At 43.8% G+C, this 19,304-nt stretch carries 14 protein-coding genes; all 14 read right to left on the bottom strand.

From position 1 onward, the window contains the following. Window positions 1–13 precede the first annotated feature (13 nt). Complete coding sequence (locus PY092_RS11965) at window positions 14–595, bottom strand: cytochrome c oxidase subunit 3 (protein WP_275616041.1); 582 nt, start codon at window positions 593–595, stop codon at window positions 14–16. A 1-nt stretch (window position 596) separates the two neighbouring features. Then, window positions 597–1,499, bottom strand: a complete 903-nt coding sequence (gene cyoE / locus PY092_RS11960) for a heme o synthase (RefSeq protein WP_275616040.1) — start codon at window positions 1,497–1,499, stop codon at window positions 597–599. A gap of 158 nt (window positions 1,500–1,657) precedes the next feature. Next, window positions 1,658–2,362, bottom strand: coding sequence for an energy transducer TonB (locus PY092_RS11955; protein WP_275616039.1), 705 nt, complete (start codon window positions 2,360–2,362; stop codon window positions 1,658–1,660). A 63-nt stretch (window positions 2,363–2,425) separates the two neighbouring features. After that, entirely contained in the window at window positions 2,426–2,776 is a 351-nt protein-coding gene (locus tag PY092_RS11950) for a VanZ family protein (protein ID WP_275616038.1), read from the bottom strand. Window positions 2,777–2,825: 49 nt separating this feature from the next. Further along, a complete protein-coding gene (gene gcvH, locus PY092_RS11945) occupies window positions 2,826–3,206 on the bottom strand; it encodes a glycine cleavage system protein GcvH (protein ID WP_275616037.1) in 381 nt (126 codons plus the stop codon). A gap of 103 nt (window positions 3,207–3,309) precedes the next feature. Next, window positions 3,310–10,413 (bottom strand): T9SS outer membrane translocon Sov/SprA, encoded by a 7,104-nt coding sequence (gene sov, locus PY092_RS11940; RefSeq protein WP_417958160.1) that lies wholly within the window; start codon window positions 10,411–10,413, stop codon window positions 3,310–3,312. Between the two features lie 5 nt (window positions 10,414–10,418). Continuing rightward, window positions 10,419–11,000 (bottom strand): Holliday junction branch migration protein RuvA, encoded by a 582-nt coding sequence (gene ruvA / locus PY092_RS11935; RefSeq protein WP_275616035.1) that lies wholly within the window; start codon window positions 10,998–11,000, stop codon window positions 10,419–10,421. Between the two features lie 21 nt (window positions 11,001–11,021). Beyond that, window positions 11,022–13,319: an NADP-dependent malic enzyme gene (locus PY092_RS11930; RefSeq protein WP_275616034.1), complete on the bottom strand. Its 2,298-nt coding sequence runs from the start codon at window positions 13,317–13,319 to the stop codon at window positions 11,022–11,024. A 125-nt stretch (window positions 13,320–13,444) separates the two neighbouring features. After that, a complete protein-coding gene (locus PY092_RS11925) occupies window positions 13,445–14,770 on the bottom strand; it encodes an MFS transporter (protein ID WP_289623247.1) in 1,326 nt (441 codons plus the stop codon). Between the two features lie 74 nt (window positions 14,771–14,844). Further along, window positions 14,845–15,765: a tRNA epoxyqueuosine(34) reductase QueG gene (gene queG, locus PY092_RS11920; RefSeq protein ID WP_275616033.1), complete on the bottom strand. Its 921-nt coding sequence runs from the start codon at window positions 15,763–15,765 to the stop codon at window positions 14,845–14,847. A gap of 43 nt (window positions 15,766–15,808) precedes the next feature. After that, window positions 15,809–16,219 carry a DsrE family protein gene (locus PY092_RS11915; RefSeq protein ID WP_275616032.1) on the bottom strand — a complete coding sequence of 137 codons (411 nt, stop codon included), beginning with the start codon at window positions 16,217–16,219 and terminating at the stop codon, window positions 15,809–15,811. Window positions 16,220–16,222: 3 nt separating this feature from the next. After that, complete coding sequence (locus tag PY092_RS11910; RefSeq protein ID WP_275616031.1) at window positions 16,223–16,906, bottom strand: Tat (twin-arginine translocation) pathway signal sequence containing protein; 684 nt, start codon at window positions 16,904–16,906, stop codon at window positions 16,223–16,225. Window positions 16,907–16,918: 12 nt separating this feature from the next. Beyond that, window positions 16,919–17,992 (bottom strand): c-type cytochrome, encoded by a 1,074-nt coding sequence (locus PY092_RS11905; protein WP_275616030.1) that lies wholly within the window; start codon window positions 17,990–17,992, stop codon window positions 16,919–16,921. Between the two features lie 212 nt (window positions 17,993–18,204). Beyond that, window positions 18,205–19,227, bottom strand: a complete 1,023-nt coding sequence (gene ruvB, locus PY092_RS11900) for a Holliday junction branch migration DNA helicase RuvB (RefSeq protein WP_275616029.1) — start codon at window positions 19,225–19,227, stop codon at window positions 18,205–18,207. Between the last annotated feature and the right edge of the window lie 77 nt (window positions 19,228–19,304).

The raw sequence follows: 19,304 nt of genomic DNA, 5'->3' as shown, positions 1-19,304 counted from the left end.
CTCCAATCAAATTTTATTTCACGAAATACATAAATAGAATGAGATATACCCAAATAAAATCCAGAAAATGCCAGAAAGTGGCACCCAATTCCATCCCCAACATATTCTCTGGGGTATATTTCTTTCTGAGTTGCTGCACCAACACCACCAAAAGTGAAATCAATCCTGCAACTACGTGGGCGATATGCACTGCCGCTATCAAAAATACATAGGACATTTTTATGCTACTGGTGGGTCCCGTAAAGTAATATCCGTTCTCCAACATTTGCGAAAATCCAACAAATTGAAGCGATATGAAGGTAACACCGAGCGCCAATGTGATCAGCAAAAAAATAGTTCCCTTCTTTTGATTGTTCTTGGCCACGGCTTTTTTGGCCACTAAATAGGTAATACTGCTCAGGATAATCATGACCGTGCTGATGAAAAAAGCACTTGGCAGCTCCAAATCGCTTACCCAATCTTCCCGCTTACTACTTACAATGTAGGCACTGGTCCAACCGGCAAAGCCCATGGTCAAACTCACAATACCGAACCAGAGCATCATTTTTTTTGCCCTTCTGTTCTTTTCCTCCGCTGTTCCTTGGGTTAAATCCATTTTAGCTTATAAACTTATCTATTACGTATACTACTTGAATCAATGATATATAGGTAACACTGGCCAACATCAACTTTCGCGCAGATGGGTTGTCCCTGTTTTCATATAATTTGAAGGCGAAAAACAACATGACCAATCCGGACAACAATACAATCGCGGCCGCCGGAATTGAAAGGTGCAATCTGCCCGTAAAACCGAACACGGGGATTATGGAAATCACTATCATCCAAATGGTATACAGGATAATCTGCAATGCCGTACCCTTGTCCTTTTTGCCCGTGGGCAACATTTTAAACCCTGCTTGTTTGTAGTCTTCATCCAGCATCCATCCGAGTGCCCAAAAGTGTGGGAACTGCCAAAAAAACTGTATCATGAACAATGTTCCAGGTTCGATTCCAAAATCGTCTGTTGCCGCTACCCAACCCAACATAAAAGGAATGGCACCGGGAAACGCCCCAACAAAAACCGAAAGTGGCGATTTTGTTTTCAAGGGGGTATACACACTGGTGTACAAAAAAATGGAAATGGCTCCGAACATGGCTGTTTTGGGGCTAAGCGCAAAAAGTGCCAAAATCCCAAGCACCGTCAAAACCACGGCAATGATCAATGCGGTTCTCACGGACATTCTTCCTGATGGGATAGGTCTGTTTCTGGTACGCTTCATTAAAGCGTCCAAATCCTTTTCTATGATCTGATTGTATGCATTTGATGCCCCTACCATGCAATAGCCTCCGAACATCAACAATAACAGGGAAACAACATCTACCTGATGCGCCCCCAGAAAATACCCGGCGATTGAAGAGAAAACCACACTAACGGCCAGTTTGGCCTTGGTAATCTCCTTAAAATCGGAAAGTAATAAGGAAAGGGTATTATTTTTTACGGAACCTACGGCAGATTTCATCCACATCTTTATTGGCTGGCAAAGATAACGCCAGTGCATATCTTTTGCAACCAAAGCTAAAGTTTTATGATTCTTGGAGTTAAATCCACAAAAAAAGCCCTGACGTTTCCATCAGGGCTTTTCCCATTCCCGCCTCGACAGGAATACTATATTTCTTCTTACTGAAGCTTAAATGTAATCGGAATACTGAAAGGAACCTTTACCGGTCTACCTCTTTGTTTTCCAGGAGTCATTTTAGGCAATTTTTGGATGATACGCATAGCCTCAGCTTCCAAGTTTTTATCTGGTCCACGCATTCTAATGTTTCCGATGCTTCCATCTTTCTGGATAACGAAAATCACACTTACCCTACCTTGAACACCCATTTCTTGAGCGATTTCTGGGTAACGGAAGTTCTTACGGATATGGTTCTGCATCATTTCCTGAAAACAGGCTTTTTTATCGCTAGCCCCTTCACAACCTGGGAATACTGGAACGTCCTCGATTACGGCGAAAGGCACTGTGATATCCTCTTCAACTTCTTCCACTTCAACTTCCTCGATTTCGATTACCTCTTCCTCTTGACTGGTTTCAGTAGACTCAATTACGGTCTCTTCCACTTCTTCCTCATCTTCCACAACCTCGATAACTTCGGGGGCAGCAGGTGGCGGTGGGGGTGGTGGAGTTTTGATTTGCTCGGTCATTGGCACTTCTTCGTCCAACTGATCTTCAACATTCATGGAAATGTCATAATTATTGACCTTGTCATATTTTTTCCACTCCATGGCTCCGTAGACCAATGCCAAAACAGCAGCCAATCCTATAACGAAATATAGTGCGCTGTTCCTTCCTACATCTGCTTTCGGGTTCTTTTTTGGTTCCATCCTTTTTCTCCTTTTCTAAATTTAGTGTTTGCTAATTTAATTATTAATTGGCTAAATAAACAATTAAAATTTCCATTTTAACGGGTTTTTCTTAGAAAAAAACCACCGAATCAGTCCAATTCCTGTAAATGCTCCCAGCGTATTTGCCAAAACATCGCCAAACTCGGCCATTCTATCAGCTGTGATCGTATATTGCAATACTTCAATAAGTATACCATATAATATAGCGAAAACCAAAACAACAATCAAGGTCTTACGCAACCCAATGCTTCCCGAACTTCTCTCCCTTAAACTAAGACATCCTACAAAAGCGAACACCAAATAAAATATGAAATGGGTAATTTTATCGGCATACGGGATATCCAAGCTTCCCGTATCCAAATCCATGCTCGAGAAAGAAAATAAGCTGAGCATGGTAATAACCACCACCCAGCTTATGAATAATAAGGTATATCTGTTTTTCTTAAGCACCTATCAATGCCTTGTAGTCGTCGGCACTCATCAGATCCTCCACCTCGGAGGGCTCGCTTAGTTTTATTTTCACCATCCATCCTTCTCCATAAGGGTCGGAGTTCACTTTTTCGGGTTCGTCCTCCAATGCCTCGTTAAATTCGATGATCTCGCCACCCAAAGGCAAAAACAAATCGGAAACGGTCTTTACGGCCTCAACAGTTCCAAAAACCTCTTCCTTGTCCAATGTTTCGTCCAAAGTTTCCACTTCAACGTAAACGATATCCCCTAGTTCGCTCTGGGCGAAATCCGTGATTCCAACGGTTGCGATATCTCCATCTATCTTGACCCACTCATGGTCTTTTGTGTACTTTAATTCTGATGGTATGTTCATTACTTACTATTTGAATTAGTCGATGGACAAATGTAACAGATTGCGTAAAGCTTTTCAAAGAAACTTTGCCTCAAAATGAAGGAAAAATGAATTATGACATTTATTAGTTTCCAAAGTTGTACCGCAACGTAAAGCCCGTATTGATCGTGGTCTGTGGAAAAGCCGTGGAAACTGCGAATTCCGAGAAGGAGTGATCATAGAAGAACATGGCGTTCAAACTTTTGCTCAGCGCATAATCGGCAGTGAACTTTATGGACATCAATCTTTGCCCCGATGTAATTTGATTGTTCTCGATATCCAAATTACGGATTATCGTGATGTTATCACGGAGTGATAGGTCGGCCTTCAGGTTCAAGTCTCCCTTTAAACGGGTTTTTTCGCCCCCGATATTGGTCACGAACTTCACATCCTTAAATCGATAACCCAATCCCAAGGTATATTCGTTTCCATTGATTTCAGTCAATAAATTGTTATCAAAACTCAAGGACAATGTCCTGCTGGTCCGTACCTCGGCCAAGAAACTGAAGGAGTTCTGCATTTCAAAGTCCACTCGCATCAACGGACTGAACTCATCCGTAAGCACTACGTTATTAATGAGGGTTTTGGGCAACAAATCCCCGTTTTCCGGGTCAAATGTGGTATTCTGGCGCTCCAAATTGGTCTGGAACGAGTTCACACTATAGGCAGCTCGATAACCATGACCCAAGGAGAAACGTTTGAATTTCTTCTTGAACCATCTGTTCTTCATCAAACCTGTGTACTTTATGTTCCAGTTCGGGATAGGGATATCACGGAAAGCATCCATGTTCACCCTGTCCACATCCTGCCCTGTATAAGCTGCAAAGAATGCGGGAAGCAACACCTCTTGCTGTGTTTTTCCGTAAAGCTCCGGAAAACCGTCCTCATCCAATGTCCCGGGATTCTGCCCCCTATCGGACACCAATCTATTGGCTATGGTTATCCTATTTTGTTTGAATTGTTCAAAAGTCCCGGAATCGAACTCATCGCTTTTCTTGAACACCGTGCCGATCATCATGGTGGAGATGCTAAAGTTCCCCATCTCGTTGATCAGTCCATCTTGACCATTTATCCATTCCTCCGGACTATAGCTCTCTTGTAACGAACTCATGTAATTTCTATCCGCACTCAAATCAATGGTCAAATCCTGGGTAGGCTGGGCCGTGGCGGTAATGTTCAATTGCTTGTTCGTGTTTTGCATAAACTGATTACTGTACTCGGGATAATTCGTCAACCATCCATTACGGGCGGCCTCGAACCTTACATCTGCCTGACTACCGAAAACAAAGCCCAAAGTAGGTCGTGTAGTTCCGATAAATCCTATGGATTGTGTATAACCCGGCAATACCGTTCCTCGGTTTTCACTGTAATTGACATTGACCCTTTTTACCATGGTCAAGATATCCACCATGGTATTGAATCCTTTGCTGGTTTTCCGTGGTCCATTGGCATTATCGTCATTGGCAGGATTGCCCGCTTTGTCCCTTCTAACTGCAGCTTGGTTAGCAGTTACCTTCCCATCTCGCTTCTTAAGGCCCAAAAAGTCATAAAAACGCTGCATGCTCATATTCGCTGTTAACGTATGGGTGCTGGCATTTTGAACCGTGTTGATGTTTTCCCCTGTTACTTCAAGAAGTGCATCGCCCCCGCGTTGCCAATCAAAATTACTGGAGTAAGTGTACTGTGCATTTATAAAATTGAGGAAAGGTATCTTGCTAAAGGGCAATTCATAGTTCAATTCCATTTGTTGTGCATGCCTGTTCGGCTCACCAATATCAAAAAAGCCGTCCCAAAGATCCAATGTTTGGTTGATGCCCGAATCCCGATCATCATCCACATTAAAATAATTGCGTACGATATTGTTGTTGGATGCGGTCAGATTTACCCTTAGTGATTTTGTCAAACTATAATTGAGCGTATACTGCCAGTTGAACAAATAGTTTCGTTGTTGCAATAAGGGCAATTCCAAAGCATCCACTCCCGGCTCCAATACATCCCTATACCGCTGTTGATTAAAGGAACGATTGTAATTGGCATTTACCGAAAAGCTTGTGGGAAGGGCATTGAAATTCAAATCCTTCAGCCATTGCCAGTATTTGCTTGTGAGCATGGAATCCTTTTTGGCGAAGGGCGCCACGGGTGCCGGCCTAAAATTATGATTGTACACAAATCCTGTGGAAACATTTTGATCTCGAAGTTCGGCAACCTCAAAATCCCTATGATTGGTTTCGTTATAGGAATAATTAAAGGTAAAGTTTTCCACATCGAAGAAATTCTCTTCGGCTTCCTCTCCCCTATTTTTTCGCACCCCGATCAAGTTGATACTGGTACGCTTGGTGTAATCCTCGGCCTGTTCCTTTATGGTTTCGGCCTCCTCAGCCGTTGCAGCGGCGGCAATCCTGTCGTCCAATCGTAGATCATCATACACGGGGTCGAACTCCGGAGTGATCAAGGTTTCGGAAATCCCGTAGTTGAACGGTAATTGCAAGTTCCATTTTTTGGGGAACAACTGCCCCACATTCACATTGGTCACCACATCGTAAGAGATGGCATCTTCCAAAGCACGTTCTGTTGGCTTTTGATCTATGGAGCCAAAGCCCGATGTACTTCTGCTTCCCGTCGCCGTTACATTGGCAAAATCGGCCATGTTGGCGTCCAAGGCTGCAGTAGCGGCCCAGCCTCCGCTGTTTTCAAGACCTGCCAATCGAAGTTCATTGAACCAAACCTCGCCACGGGCTGGAATATCATCAATGTTTTTGATACCCACCATCATACCGCGGATACTTCCCAAAGATGGATTACCCCTGATTCCTATTCGAACCCTGCCCAAAGTTCGGGGTGCGAATTCATCCACAAGTACGGCTTCACCATCCACAATTTCATAGTAATTGATTTCATCCAACGTCTGATCGGATATTCCTTTGGATTTTACTTTGTTCAAGTCGCTCAATGCAACATCCAATTCGTTGACACTGGGCCAAATCTCTTCTGCAGATGAAGCTCCAAAAGAGGTAAATTGAAGTGGCAGTTCTATCTGGTAGAAATTCTCGGAAAAATCGGTACCGACCCTTAGGAAACCGACTAGTGGCGTATCACTGTCGGAGTAGTCGGTATTGAATATTTTTTCGGCGTGCATGAACATTTTCAAACGTTTGTACTGGCGCACATCGATATTCACATTCTTGAATACACCACGAGCATCCTGGGACTCCAAGTTCTCCACTACAAAAGAGAGGGATTGCTCATTTTGACGAATGATCGTATTATTGTTATTGAGCTGTTCACGAACCACTCCAGGAGGCAAAACATAAGGTATGGGCTGCCTTCCGTAGTTCTCTTCGATGTTCACTGTGTTCACATCGGTTACCGTGGCATCATCCGATGGGTCGTTATCAAAACCAGGCTGCAGGGTATTGGTATACGTCCTCCAATCGCCACGTACCAAATCGAGCGTTGCAAAACGAAGCACCACATCATCCGAGAACCCGGTAAGATACATTCGCATAAAGCTGATTGACCTGAAATCCGTGATTCCACCTACGGCATCGGTAAAATCGCTCAATGGAATCTTATACTGAATCCATCTACGGTTCAATTGTGTTCCATTGGGCAAGGTCGGGGTCTGTCCTTCGCGGATATCGGTCACATATTGGTCATCAATAGTGGTGTTTGGTTTTATCTGAATACGGTACTCGTAGTAGCTGTTTACCGTGTTCATCGTCAAATCCCTGTCAATATCCTCCACATCGGGCAGCGTGGTTGAACCCCTATTGGTGTTCGTTACCGCTACTGGAGAGTTTCCCTGTGTATTGTTGAAATCAAAATAGCGTTCCAAAATACCCCCTTCACGATTCAAGTAATATTGATAGTTGTCCAAAGCAGGGTCTTCTGCGGGACCATTGTAAATTGTAGCTTCTTCAATATCACCATAACCATCCAAACCTACATCCTGAGCCATTCTGTTGGCCTCGTCCGCATCAAAAGCATACACCAAAGATTGTGTGGAAGGCACTTGACCCCAAATGGTCTCCCTTGGCACTTCGTTATTGGTACTTGCGGGCAATCCATTTTCGTATTGCTTTCTACCATCCTTTAGGATGTCCTCGGAAATGTTACCCAAGTTGAATACAAGTTCACCTGCATTAGCATCGGTTGTTTCTCCATCGATATAAGGGTCCAATACCCAAAACTGCACAAATTCCACATTGGATTGCTCAAAATTGGTACTGCTCAACGGTCGCATGATTCCTCCCCACTTGGCATTCGGTGTTTCGGATTCAAAACTTGGATTGGCATTGTACGGTCCCTTATCGTTCGGATAATACACAATGTCCAGCGTGCTTTGCACCTGCGTTTGTCCCTGGGCAATATCCGTCTCGGTAAATACTTCATCAATGAAAACCCTACGGGTCGAGTTCAGGGAAATATCATTGTCCGACATCCCTGATGGTCTCTGATTGGTATAAAAAATAGGGTCGATGGTGTACCACGCCATTTTTGCACGTTCGTGTCCCACATCAATACCTGTTCTATCATTTATGAATTCCACTGGCGGACTTGCCAAGGTCCATCCCAATGAGGAACGGATGTCAATCAATGCCTGTGCTCCTTCAAAATCATCCAGATAGGTGGTGGTCTCCCCTCTGAAATCAGCATTTTTAGGTGAATTGGGTCGCAAAAAAGCCACTTCGCCACGCAAAGACAGATTGGAAGGCACATCCGTGTCAATGTTAGGCAACTTATTGACCAACCTTGTCAAGAAAGGCATTTCTGTACTGAAATTACCGTTCAGTCCAAAAATGGTATTGTTGACGGGCTCAATCCCGTAATTTGATTTCTGTGTCAGAGGCCGCTCATTCAAATTGAGGAACGTACCGCCCAAAACAAACTTATCGTTGAATTTGTGCTCTACGTTCACTCCTGCAAAACGTCTGGTCTGCTGACCAAAGACCGCATTGTTTTCCACCGAAATATTGATGGGGGTGTTAGATGCTTCCAAACTGGGATCAAGAAGTTGTACCGTACCCGCTTGATAGTTTACCGTATAGTCAATACCCTCCTGCAACTGTCGCCCACCTGCGGTCACGGTAACCGAACCTTGTGGCACATTAAAGGCCCCGATCGGAATACCATTGTTGGATTGCGAAGTATACCGCCCTTTGATCTGGAATCGGTTTTTTTCCGCATTTTGCAACGATGCTGCCTTGGTCTTGGCGTACATGTTACGAAATACATATTTCCTCTGGTTCGAATTATAACCTTGGTCGTTGTCCACATCATATACACCACCTCCCAACTTATCAAAGAGATACTCCCCAAAGGGTTCCACCTTGGTAAAAATGATGCGTCCCGATTGCGAATCCACTGTTATTCCTTCAACATAATCGAAAAACCCATCTCCGCCCGGCTGCACATCATTGTACATGTTCAGTTGATCCAGATTAAAGACACTGAGCAATATTTGATCTTCCAAGCCAGATGGCCAACCTTCGTTGGGATCAACCGGGGTAATGTAGTTTCTTGGTGTGGGATCGGAATAAAGAATGTTCAGTTTAAAATCCTCTTGACTCAATTGATAGGCCCCAGTGGAATAAATGTTCTTCATCATCAAATCCCAAATAGGATCCACCACATTGGTAATGTTACTCTTAAGTAATTTTAAGACCAATGCATTGTTTTCTATCAAATTGGAATTCGCTGGTATCGTAGTGGCATCCACTCCTCCATTGGCAAACTCACCTACCTGGTAAACCCCACCATTATACGTGTACTGAAAAGCCACACCCAATACCTCATCGTTGCTCAAACTCTGACTCAAGGAAATGTATCCCAATTGGGAATCAAACTCATAATCCCTTCCCACCTCCAATTTTCGGGCGTTTTCCAAAATCGCATAATCAAATCCTTGATTCACGGTATATCCAGGCACATTGAACCCGGATTCCACCGTTGCAATATCACGAATAGCCGATGTCAGTGCCCCACTCCCAATTTGATTGGGATCATAGGCATTGGCACCGTTCTGCGGAAGTCCGCTGACAACAGCTTGGTTATTGAAGAAACCTGCAGGATCGCCATTATTGGCGCCGATACGTGTATTATCGGAAATGGCCTCACCCAAATCCTGAATGGCCACAACATTTCTAACATTCGTTGTTTGCTGGTTTCGGTTGGTCACCCAAACCTCCAAACGGGTAATCTGCACCCTACTTTGAATGAATGGGTAGAATTCCAATGCACGATCGTAATTATTGCGGAAATAATGTGCTAGAAAAAAGTGCCTGTCCTCATCATAATCCAATGCCGTCAATGCAAATTCGTTGACCGTACCGCCACCCTGGGCAACCACAGTGTTACTTTGTGATCGTTGTTCCGAAAAAACCGCGGTCACGGTTGTTCTCCCAAACTGAAGTTGTGTTTTAACTCCGAATAAGCTCTGTGCTCCTGTAATCAAAGAACTGTTAAGCGGCATACTCACATTACCGATTTCTATTTTCTGAATGATATCGTCTTCTGTTGGAGTATAATCAAGTTTTACCAAGTTCTGAAAATCGAAGGTAGCTTCGGTATCATAGTTGGCGGTTACCTGCAAACGCTCTCCTACTTTTCCCAACAAGCTCAAACTGATTCGCTGATCAAAATCAAAAGAAAGATTGGTTCTGTTCCTCGGCGACAACGCAGGATTATCGTTTTTCTGCCACAGCACACCCAAATCCATGGCCACAGATCCTTGCGGAATCACCTCAATGGTGTTTCCTCCAAAAATGGTCTCAAAAAAATTACTGTTCACGTAAAAATTGGGCAAAAGATTTCGCCGCGCTTCCTCACTGCCCTCTTTTTTTCCTGCGTAGGCATCCCCTTTTTGTTTAAAATAGAGCTTCATCTGCTCTTTCTCCACAAGATCGTAGTATTGTTCGGGAGTAAGGATTATGGGATAGTTGACATTGAAGTCCCCTATGCTTTCTGTATAAACGTATGTATTGGTCTTGGGATCGTATGTGTATTTTGCAACAATGCTATCTGGATTTCCCATGATAAGGCGACCAAGCTCAACTCCTATCTTCACGGAATCCTGAGCCTGCTCGTTGGTCTCCTGTGCCATTAGGTTGGATATGGACAGTAGACAAACAACAAAGAAGATGTACTTAAAACGTATGGGTTTAAGTATTGGTTTTGCCCCTTTTTTCAAACTAGTTACAAATTTTTCAGCGCCTGTTTAATAATGTTCTCTACGCTTAACGAAGTGTCTTGAGAAAGTACCTTGTCGACCACCTTTTCAGATTGTTTTCTGGTAAAACCAAGAACCTCTAATGCAGATAACGCTTCTTCTTTATTTGTATTGTTTGATTGTTGTGAAACTTCGCCCATGTCGTAGACTTTTAAAATCTTGTCCTTTAAATCCAAGATTACTCGCTGGGCTGTTTTGGCCCCAATCCCTTTTACGGACTGGATTGTGGGCACATCGCCATTGGCAATGGCATCCCTGACATCGGATGGGGACAACGAGGACAACATGGTTCGTGCAGTGCTCGCCCCGACCCCTGAAACCGATATCAATAATCGGAATACTTCGCGCTCCGCTCGCTCGGCAAAACCGAACAAGGTGTGAGAGTCTTCCTTGACCAATAGATCGGTATAAATAAAGATGTTTTCTTCATCGGTAAGCAAGGAAAAAGTATGCAAGGAAATATTCAAAAAATACCCAACCCCATTGCATTCCACTATGGCGTAGGTTGGATTTTTTTCCACAAGTTTTCCTCTTAAGTGAGTGATCATAAAAAATCTGTTTGATTGGGATTACTCCCCTTGCATTTTAGCTTTTCTTCTTTTTTCCCGCTCTTGGGCATCAATAACGGCAACGGCGGCCATATTCACCATTTCGTCAACGCTGGCCCCAAGTTGCAAAATATGAGCAGCTCTGGTAAGTCCCACCATGATAGGCCCTATGGAATCGGCATTATTGAGGCCTTTCAGCAATTTATAGGTAATGTTGGCAGATTCCAAGTTAGGAAAAACCAAGGTATTGACCTTTTTTCCTGATATTTTGGAGAATGGGAAGTTATTATTGCTCATTTGTGGATCAAGGGCAAAATCGGTCTGAATCTCTCCGTCAACCACCAAATCAGGGTTTCTTTCGTGTAAAATTCGAACTGCCTCACGTACTTTTTGGGCATTTGGATGGCTTGATGACCCAAAATTCGCATAGGATAATAATGCCATTACCGGGTCAAAACCAAAGGTTTTGGCCACATTGGCCGTCATTTGGGCAATCTCAGCCAACTCTTCCGCATTGGGGTCGATATTGATAGAAGTATCCGCCAAGAATAGCGGTCCTCTATCCGTGATCATAATATTTACGGTACTGGCGTTTTGAACATCTTTGGCCCTTCCCAACACCTCAAAAACGGGGCGTAGCACTTTGGGATAAGCTCTGGAATATCCAGATATCATACCATCAGCATCTCCCTCCTTGAGCATCATGGCACCAAAATAGTTGCGTTTGCCCATGTTTACCCGAGCACTGTATTTTGTCTCCCCCTTTCTTTTTCTGAGTTCCCAAAGTTTCAGGGCATACCTAGTACGCATTTCACTGAACTCATCGGAACGTGGGTCGATTATCTGTACTTCGGCATCAAACTCAAGTTCTTCTTTCAGGTTCTCTATGGTTTCCTTGTTCCCCAATAGGATCGGAATACCGATTCCCTCTTCGTGAACGATTTGCGCCGCTTTTATCACATCCAGTAATTCAGCTTCGGCAAATACGATTCGTTTTGGATTTACCTTGGCCCTATTGTGAAGCAATCGGACCACTTTGTTGTCATTGCCAGATCTTTGATAAAGTTCTTCCTCGTACTTCTCCCAGTCTTGAATCGGCAATCTTGCGACTCCACTGTCCATGGCTGCTTTGGCAACGGCAGGCGGGATTTTGGTGATCAAACGGGGATCAAAGGGTTTAGGAATAATATAATCCCTTCCAAAGGCCAACCTTGTGGCATCATACGCAATGTTCACCTGTTCCGGAACGGGTTCACGGGTCAAATCGGCCAAGGCCCTTACCGCGGCCATCTTCATTTCTTCGTTGATCTTAGTGGCACGTACATCCAGGGCTCCCCTGAAAATAAATGGGAAACCGAGCACATTGTTCACTTGGTTCGGATGATCGGAGCGACCCGTGGCCATAATGATGTCTTTTCTGGTCTTGCAGGCCAAATCGTATTCAATCTCGGGATTTGGATTGGCCATCGCAAAAACAATAGGTTTGTCTGCCATGGAATTCAACATTTCCGGCGAAACAATGTCCGCAATGGAAAGCCCAATGAATACATCGGAATCCTTCATGGCCTCCTCCAATGTGTCTATTTTTCTATCAGTGGCAAACTCCTTTTTTTGAGAAGTAAGATTGTCCCTGTCGCTTCGGATGACCCCTTTACTATCCAACATCACTATATTCTCCGCCAAAGCGCCAAAGGCTTTATACAGTCTGGTACAAGAAACGGCGGCAGCGCCCGCTCCACTTACCACAATCTTGACCTCTTCAATCTTTTTCTCGGCAATCTCAAGGGCGTTCAGTAAAGCTGCAGCGGAAATTATCGCCGTACCATGCTGATCATCGTGCATCACGGGGATATCGAGTTCTTCCTTCAACCTTCGTTCGATCTCAAATGCTTCGGGAGCTTTAATATCCTCCAAATTGATTCCTCCAAAGGTCGGGGCAATGGCCTTAACCGTCTCAACGAACTTATCCACATCAGTGGTATCCAGTTCAATATCAATTCCATCGATATCAGAAAAAATCTTGAAAAGCAAACTTTTCCCTTCCATTACGGGTTTTGAAGCCTCTGGACCAATGTTTCCCAAACCCAATACCGCTGTTCCATTTGAAATCACAGCGACAATGTTGCCTTTCGCGGTGTATTTATACACATCATCCTTGTTCTTTTCAATCTCCAAACAAGGTTCCGCGACCCCTGGAGAATAGGCCAAGGCCAAATCCCGTTGGGTGGAATATGGTTTTGTGGGTACAATCTTTATTTTACCAGGCTGCGGTTTAGCATGGTACAGTAGTGCTTCTCTTCTTTGCTTTTCCTTGCTCATATTGTCAAAAATGAATTGGTAAAGTTAGGACATTCATTGGTTTTATCTTAAAATCCTAAGCATCAATTTGAAGGCTTGCAGAAAACAAAGCAAAAGGTTTGATGAATGATATAAGGATGCATGTTTCAAGCATCCAACGGATACTCTTTTTTCGCTTTGGAAACGTTCAACCGCATGGCTAGAATTGCCGCAATTGTGAAACATACGGCGGCAAACAACATCGCATTGACCGAATTGGCCCCTAAAAGGTTTTTAAAAATAGGACCAAATGTAAGTGTTTCAATTCCCATCGGAATTACGATCATCATATTTAAAATACCCATGTACACGCCTCTTCTCTCCTGCGGCACCACTTTGGAAACCATGCTATAGGGAATCCCCATCATTGCAGCCCATCCAATTCCGAACAGTACCATGGGGAACAGCACATAAAGCGGGTCCTGAATATATGGGATGGCAAATAGCGCGACTGCTGTCCCCAACAAACTTAAAGCATATACTTTCTTACCTCCAAAACGCATGGTCAAAGGCACCAAGACCAATGCAACCACCGCCGTGACCACATTATAGGTCGTGCTCATTTTGGCTGCCTGGGCCGCAGCCTCAGAAGTATCATAGCCTAAGGAAACCCTGAATAAGGGGGTAATGTACTGCCAATACACAAAAAGAGCGTACCATTGAAACAAGTATACCGCAGAGAGCTTCCACATAAATTTGGGCATTTCTTTAACGGCATGTATAATTTCCACAAAAGGGACCTTTACGCGCTCCGCAAAGGGAAGCGCTTTATGTTTATTGATTTCTGCCAGCTCTTTATCTGAAGGTGGTATCTCGGGTGTTTTTAAAACAGACCATAAAATGGTAACTATGGAAAGAAACGATCCAATAAAAAAAGAATAATACAACCATTTAGGAACTGCTCCCTCAACTTCTTGACCGCCACCAAACCAATCTTGGAACAAAAAGATGGAGGCATTTGCCAAAAGAATACCCGCTCCCACAAAAAGACTCTGCATTTGGTACCCGATACTGAATTGTGATTCTGGCAATTTATCCCCAACAAATGCACGGTATGGCTCCATGGCCATATTGTTCCCCACATCCAAAATCCACAATAATCCAACAGCGAACCACAAAGCCGGACTTAACGGGAAGAAGAACAAGCATAGACTGCCCATCAGGGCACCGATGAGGAAAAAAGGCTTTCGCCTGCCCCAACGAGGCGACCACGTTTTATCTGATACGGCACCGATAATGGGTTGCACTATCAAACCAGTAACCGGACCTGCAATATTTAAAATGGGAAGCATTTCTTCCGAGGCGCCTAAAAAAAGGAATATTGGATTGATCGCGCTCTGCTGCAAACCAAAACTATATTGGATTCCAAGGAACCCAACGTTCATATTAAAAATCTGCCAAAAACTTAATTTGGGTTTTTTAATCTTAATCATGCTGTTTGTTTAGCTAGTATCCATAATATTCAAAAAAGGGTATGAATATTTCGGGAATAGGGTTCAATATAATGTTATTTCTTCAGAAAATTGACATTACGTTGAAACCCTGAAAGTTTGGTTCGCTTTACAGCTGATTTCTTGAACACCTTTTGGAACACATCCTCGGTAATCTCTTCCCAATCCTTTTTAGTGAAGTCCAAGAGGTCTGGATGGGGATTGAATAGTGGTTCGCTATGCGATTTTGAAAAACGGTTCCATGGGCACACATCCTGACAGACATCACATCCGAACATCCAATCATCGAGTTTGCCATCAAATTCGGAGGGAATCTCGTTTTTCAACTCAATGGTCAGATACGAAATACATTTGCTGCCATCGACCACATAGGGTTGCACAATGGCTTCCGTGGGACAGGCATCAATGCAAGCGGTACAGGTACCGCAGTGATCGGTCACTGGCGTGTCGTACTCAAGTTCCAAATCCACGATCAGTTCTGCAATAAAATAAAAAGACCCCACTTGCTGGGTGAGCAAATTACTGTTCTTCCCTATCCAGCCAAGACCGCTTCTGGCCGCCCAGGCCTTGTCCAAAACAGGTGCAGAATCCACAAAAGCCCTGCCATGAACCTCCCCAATTTTTTCCTGAATATAATGGAGCAGGCTTTTGAGCTTATTCTTTATCACAAAGTGATAATCCATCCCATAAGCGTACTTGGAAATCTTATAGGAATCCTGGTTTTGTTCTTCTGACGGAAAATAATTCAACAAGAGCGATATTACCGACTTGGAACCCTCGACCAATTTTGTGGGATCCAACCGTTTATCAAAATGATTTTCCATGTACTGCATCTCGCCGTGCATGCTCTGGTTGAGCCATTTCTCCAAACGAGGCGCTTCTTTCTCCAGAAATTCCGCTTTGGACACACCACATGACAAAAAACCGAGGCGCTTGGCCTCGGTTTTTATCAATCGGGTGTTTTTCTCGGCATTCATGCCATAAAGTTACTTCATAATTATTCAATTTTGGTCATATCTGCTATTGGGCTTCTTTTATATAACCCCAACCTTCCTTTTGTTTCATGATGATTTCATAAATCCCATCGGGCACCGACCCCACTCCCGGAATAAGATCATCCATGGTCATTTCATGTCTTTTCATAGTCTGTTGGCAAATCACGATGTCCACATTGTCTTTATTCACAATATCCGATAAAGTTTCTCCTGCCACCGATGACTTTTTATCTACCATTTTATAGGCTCCGCTGTAAATTACCAATTCAAACTCTGATTCTGGATAGGCCTCGGCCATCAACCTTAAATGCTTGGCTGCGGTTCTATGCACATCTGGATTACTGCTGGTCACATCAAATACCACTTTGATGGGTTCGTTCTGTGCCAGGATCAACCCCGACACCATCATCATTAAAAATAAAACTATCTTTTTCATCTTTTAAATGGTATTTCCTGCAAAAATGTAACCGCATCCCTCTTCTTGGGCCCTGCCCAATGCCCATACCCCAGAGGGTACTATTTGGATTTTGGGCAGAACCGCAGCTTTCCATTCTTCGTAAACTTCATTGGGGTCCTTGCCCATTTGCTGTGCCACTGCACCACTGTACACATTTAGGGCCAGATTGCAAACACAGAACATGGCCCCTCTATCTATCAAATCCTTGATTCCTTGAATTACCGGCATGGGAAAATCCCCTTCTTGCGGCTCATAGTATGGGTTACGATCATAGGCTGTTCCATCGGCTTTCTTCACATGGAACATTTCTCCCAACGAGTACTTTTTCCAAAGATCATCATGCAATGCAAATGGGATGGCATCATGCCTTAAAACGGTCATTGCCGTAATTTCGTCATCGGGCGACCCCATTTCATTGTTGGACAGGTAATAGGCCCAATTCCAAATAATGGGAAACCCTTGATGCGGGTATGATCCATCATAAACAATACGGTGTTTACCCTTGATTGATTTCATCCAAGCTTCTGCATCTCCCATTTCCAAATCTGTAAAATCTGTCATTCCTGCAAATACAGGACTTCTAAAAACCGACAATGTGGATGCCGTGGCACCCAACATCATCGCTCCCATAAAACTTCGTCTTGATGTTGATTGTGTTGTTTTCATTGTTACTAGTGTTTATTTGGATTTACTAATTTGATGTTCCTTTTCGTAGTAGTCCATAATAGGCTGGAACGGGCCTAATTGGTGTTGCTCAATAGTGAAGGGGTCCACATAAGGACCGTAGGGTGTGGAAACTGGTTTTTTAACCAGGTCGGGGAAGTCTCTTTCTCTGTTTGGTTTTGTGGGTCGTAGCATTTGATTGATGTATCCTGCCACATCATAAGCCTCCTCATCTGTAAGAACGGGCTTATCAAAAGTGGCTCCGTAAGGCATATTTCCTTTGATGAACTGTGCAGCAGTGATAACACGGGTCATTCCTGCACCGTTGTTATAGGAATCACTCCCCCATAATGGCGGGTAAAGGTAAAGTCCGTTTTCTTGAATTTGTCCCTGCCCGTCCATGCCATGGCATTCCACGCAGGTATTCTCGAAAACTTTTTGGCCATGGGCTAAATCTACGGCTCGATCGGGTATTTCCATTTTCAAAAACCCTTGACCTTCAATTTTCCCATTTGATGGGGTTGCACGTCCCAACCAGTCCATGTAAGCGATCAAAGCTTTCATTTCTTGGATGGATTCGGGCATCATTTTGCCGTTCATGCTGCGCTCCATACAACCATTGATGCGCTCCTCAATGGTCCCCATTTTATTTTCCCTTCCCCTGTATTGGGGAAACCTTTTGATTACTCCAATGAGGGGAGCCGCATAAGGCTTTGTGCCTCCGTTTAAATGACAACTTGCGCATGCCAGATTGTTTCCAGCAAACAATTTGGTGGAATCCTTTTGTTTAGGACCTATGTGGAGAGGGGTATTCCTAAACACATCAAATCCCAACCTAATCAATTCATTACTGCTGGAATTGGACAGGTTAAATACATTGTAATCCATGTAATACACATCGTCCGGGAACTTTTCTTGACCTTGACCTTTAGTCCAGAACCCATATCCCATCATAATAATGGAAAAGCCCAAAACAACAATCAACCCCATACATATTCCTATTTGCATACAGAGCTTTCTTATCTGATGGGATAAGGATTGAAAATCCCCTACTTCTGGAGTATTGTTTTTTATTGAGCGTTTCTTCATTGTTCATAATAATTTACCATGAGCAATGTAGCTCTAAAACTATAACTTCTTATGGCATTAATTTGGGTATTCTTGAAGCATTATGGCCATTTTGATGGAGAAACAAACAAAACCACAAGGGTTTGACAGCCAAAAAAGTCTACTTAAGATACGAAAAGTATTGACAATTCAAGTATTTCTTGATGAAAATCGATATATGAAAAAGCGACAGATTAAAACAAACCTCCTTGTGCACCACCTTTTACCTTGCCCAAATGTTTGTATGCAAGTTCAGTGACTTCACGGCCCCGTGGGGTTCGCATTATAAAACCTTGTTGGATCAAAAAAGGCTCGTACACTTCTTCAAGAGTTTCGGCACTTTCGGATACGGCCGTTGCCAAAGTGGTAATACCAACGGGACCTCCCTTGAACTTATCTATGATGGTGGTCAAGATTTTGTTGTCCATTTCATCCAACCCATGAGCATCCACGTTCAGGGCCTTCAGTCCGAACTGGGAAATTTCAAGGTCAATGTTTCCGTTCCCTTTGATCTGGGCAAAGTCCCTTACCCTACGCAAGAGGGCGTTGCAGATCCTTGGGGTTCCCCTACTTCGACCTGCAATCTCAATGGCAGCATCATTGGTAATGGGCACATTCAAAATTTCCGCACTGCGTTCCACGATGGTGGACAACAATTCTGTATTGTAATATTCCAAACGGCTCTGGATACCAAAACGGGCCCTCATAGGGGCAGTAAGCAATCCCGATCGAGTGGTGGCTCCTATCAACGTAAAGGGACTCAGATTGATTTGCACGGTACGCGCATTGGGTCCCGTCTCGATCATGATGTCTATTTTATAATCCTCCATGGCGGAATACAGATATTCCTCCACAATGGGACTCAATCTGTGGATTTCATCAATAAACAGTACATCGCGTTCTTCCAAATTGGTCAACAATCCCGCCAAATCCCCTGGCTTGTCCAGCACGGGTCCCGAAGTTACCTTAATGCCCACTCCAAGCTCGTTGGCCAAAATATGGGCCAAAGTGGTCTTCCCAAGTCCAGGAGGACCATGAAAAAGAGTATGATCCAAGGCTTCCCCCCTAAGGTTGGCCGCCTGCACAAAAACCTTTAGGTTTTCCAGTACTTGGGCCTGCCCTGTAAAGTCGTCAAAACTTACGGGCCGTAAAGCTCTTTCCACATCGAGCTCCTCTGGAGAAAAATTATCGGCTGTTGGATCTAAATTCTCGTTCATTCTTCAACAAATATAACCGAAAACCCCATCGACCTAAAACCATACGCATAAAAATAGTGCTTCGGATGGTTCTTAGT

It is taken from the genome of Flagellimonas yonaguniensis (genome assembly GCF_029193885.1).
GTDB lineage: Bacteria > Bacteroidota > Bacteroidia > Flavobacteriales > Flavobacteriaceae > Flagellimonas > Flagellimonas yonaguniensis.
This window is presented reverse-complemented; position numbering and strand designations above follow the sequence as displayed.

Bases quoted from the DNA above. Each gene is read 5' to 3' on its own strand.
- ruvB (WP_275616029.1), bottom strand. From the start codon at position 19,227: ATGAACGAGAATTTAGATCCAACAGCCGATAATTTTTCTCCAGAGGAG.
- PY092_RS11950 (WP_275616038.1), bottom strand. From the start codon at position 2,776: ATGCTCAGCTTATTTTCTTTCTCGAGCATGGATTTGGATACGGGAAGC.
- PY092_RS11955 (WP_275616039.1), bottom strand. From the start codon at position 2,362: ATGGAACCAAAAAAGAACCCGAAAGCAGATGTAGGAAGGAACAGCGCA.
- PY092_RS11965 (WP_275616041.1), bottom strand. From the start codon at position 595: ATGGATTTAACCCAAGGAACAGCGGAGGAAAAGAACAGAAGGGCAAAA.
- gcvH (WP_275616037.1), bottom strand. From the start codon at position 3,206: ATGAACATACCATCAGAATTAAAGTACACAAAAGACCATGAGTGGGTC.
- PY092_RS11905 (WP_275616030.1), bottom strand. From the start codon at position 17,992: ATGAAGAAACGCTCAATAAAAAACAATACTCCAGAAGTAGGGGATTTT.
- PY092_RS11915 (WP_275616032.1), bottom strand. From the start codon at position 16,219: ATGAAAAAGATAGTTTTATTTTTAATGATGATGGTGTCGGGGTTGATC.
- PY092_RS11910 (WP_275616031.1), bottom strand. From the start codon at position 16,906: ATGAAAACAACACAATCAACATCAAGACGAAGTTTTATGGGAGCGATG.
- cyoE (WP_275616040.1), bottom strand. From the start codon at position 1,499: ATGAAATCTGCCGTAGGTTCCGTAAAAAATAATACCCTTTCCTTATTA.
- queG (WP_275616033.1), bottom strand. From the start codon at position 15,765: ATGAATGCCGAGAAAAACACCCGATTGATAAAAACCGAGGCCAAGCGC.
- PY092_RS11925 (WP_289623247.1), bottom strand. From the start codon at position 14,770: ATGATTAAGATTAAAAAACCCAAATTAAGTTTTTGGCAGATTTTTAAT.
- PY092_RS11930 (WP_275616034.1), bottom strand. From the start codon at position 13,319: ATGAGCAAGGAAAAGCAAAGAAGAGAAGCACTACTGTACCATGCTAAA.
- ruvA (WP_275616035.1), bottom strand. From the start codon at position 11,000: ATGATCACTCACTTAAGAGGAAAACTTGTGGAAAAAAATCCAACCTAC.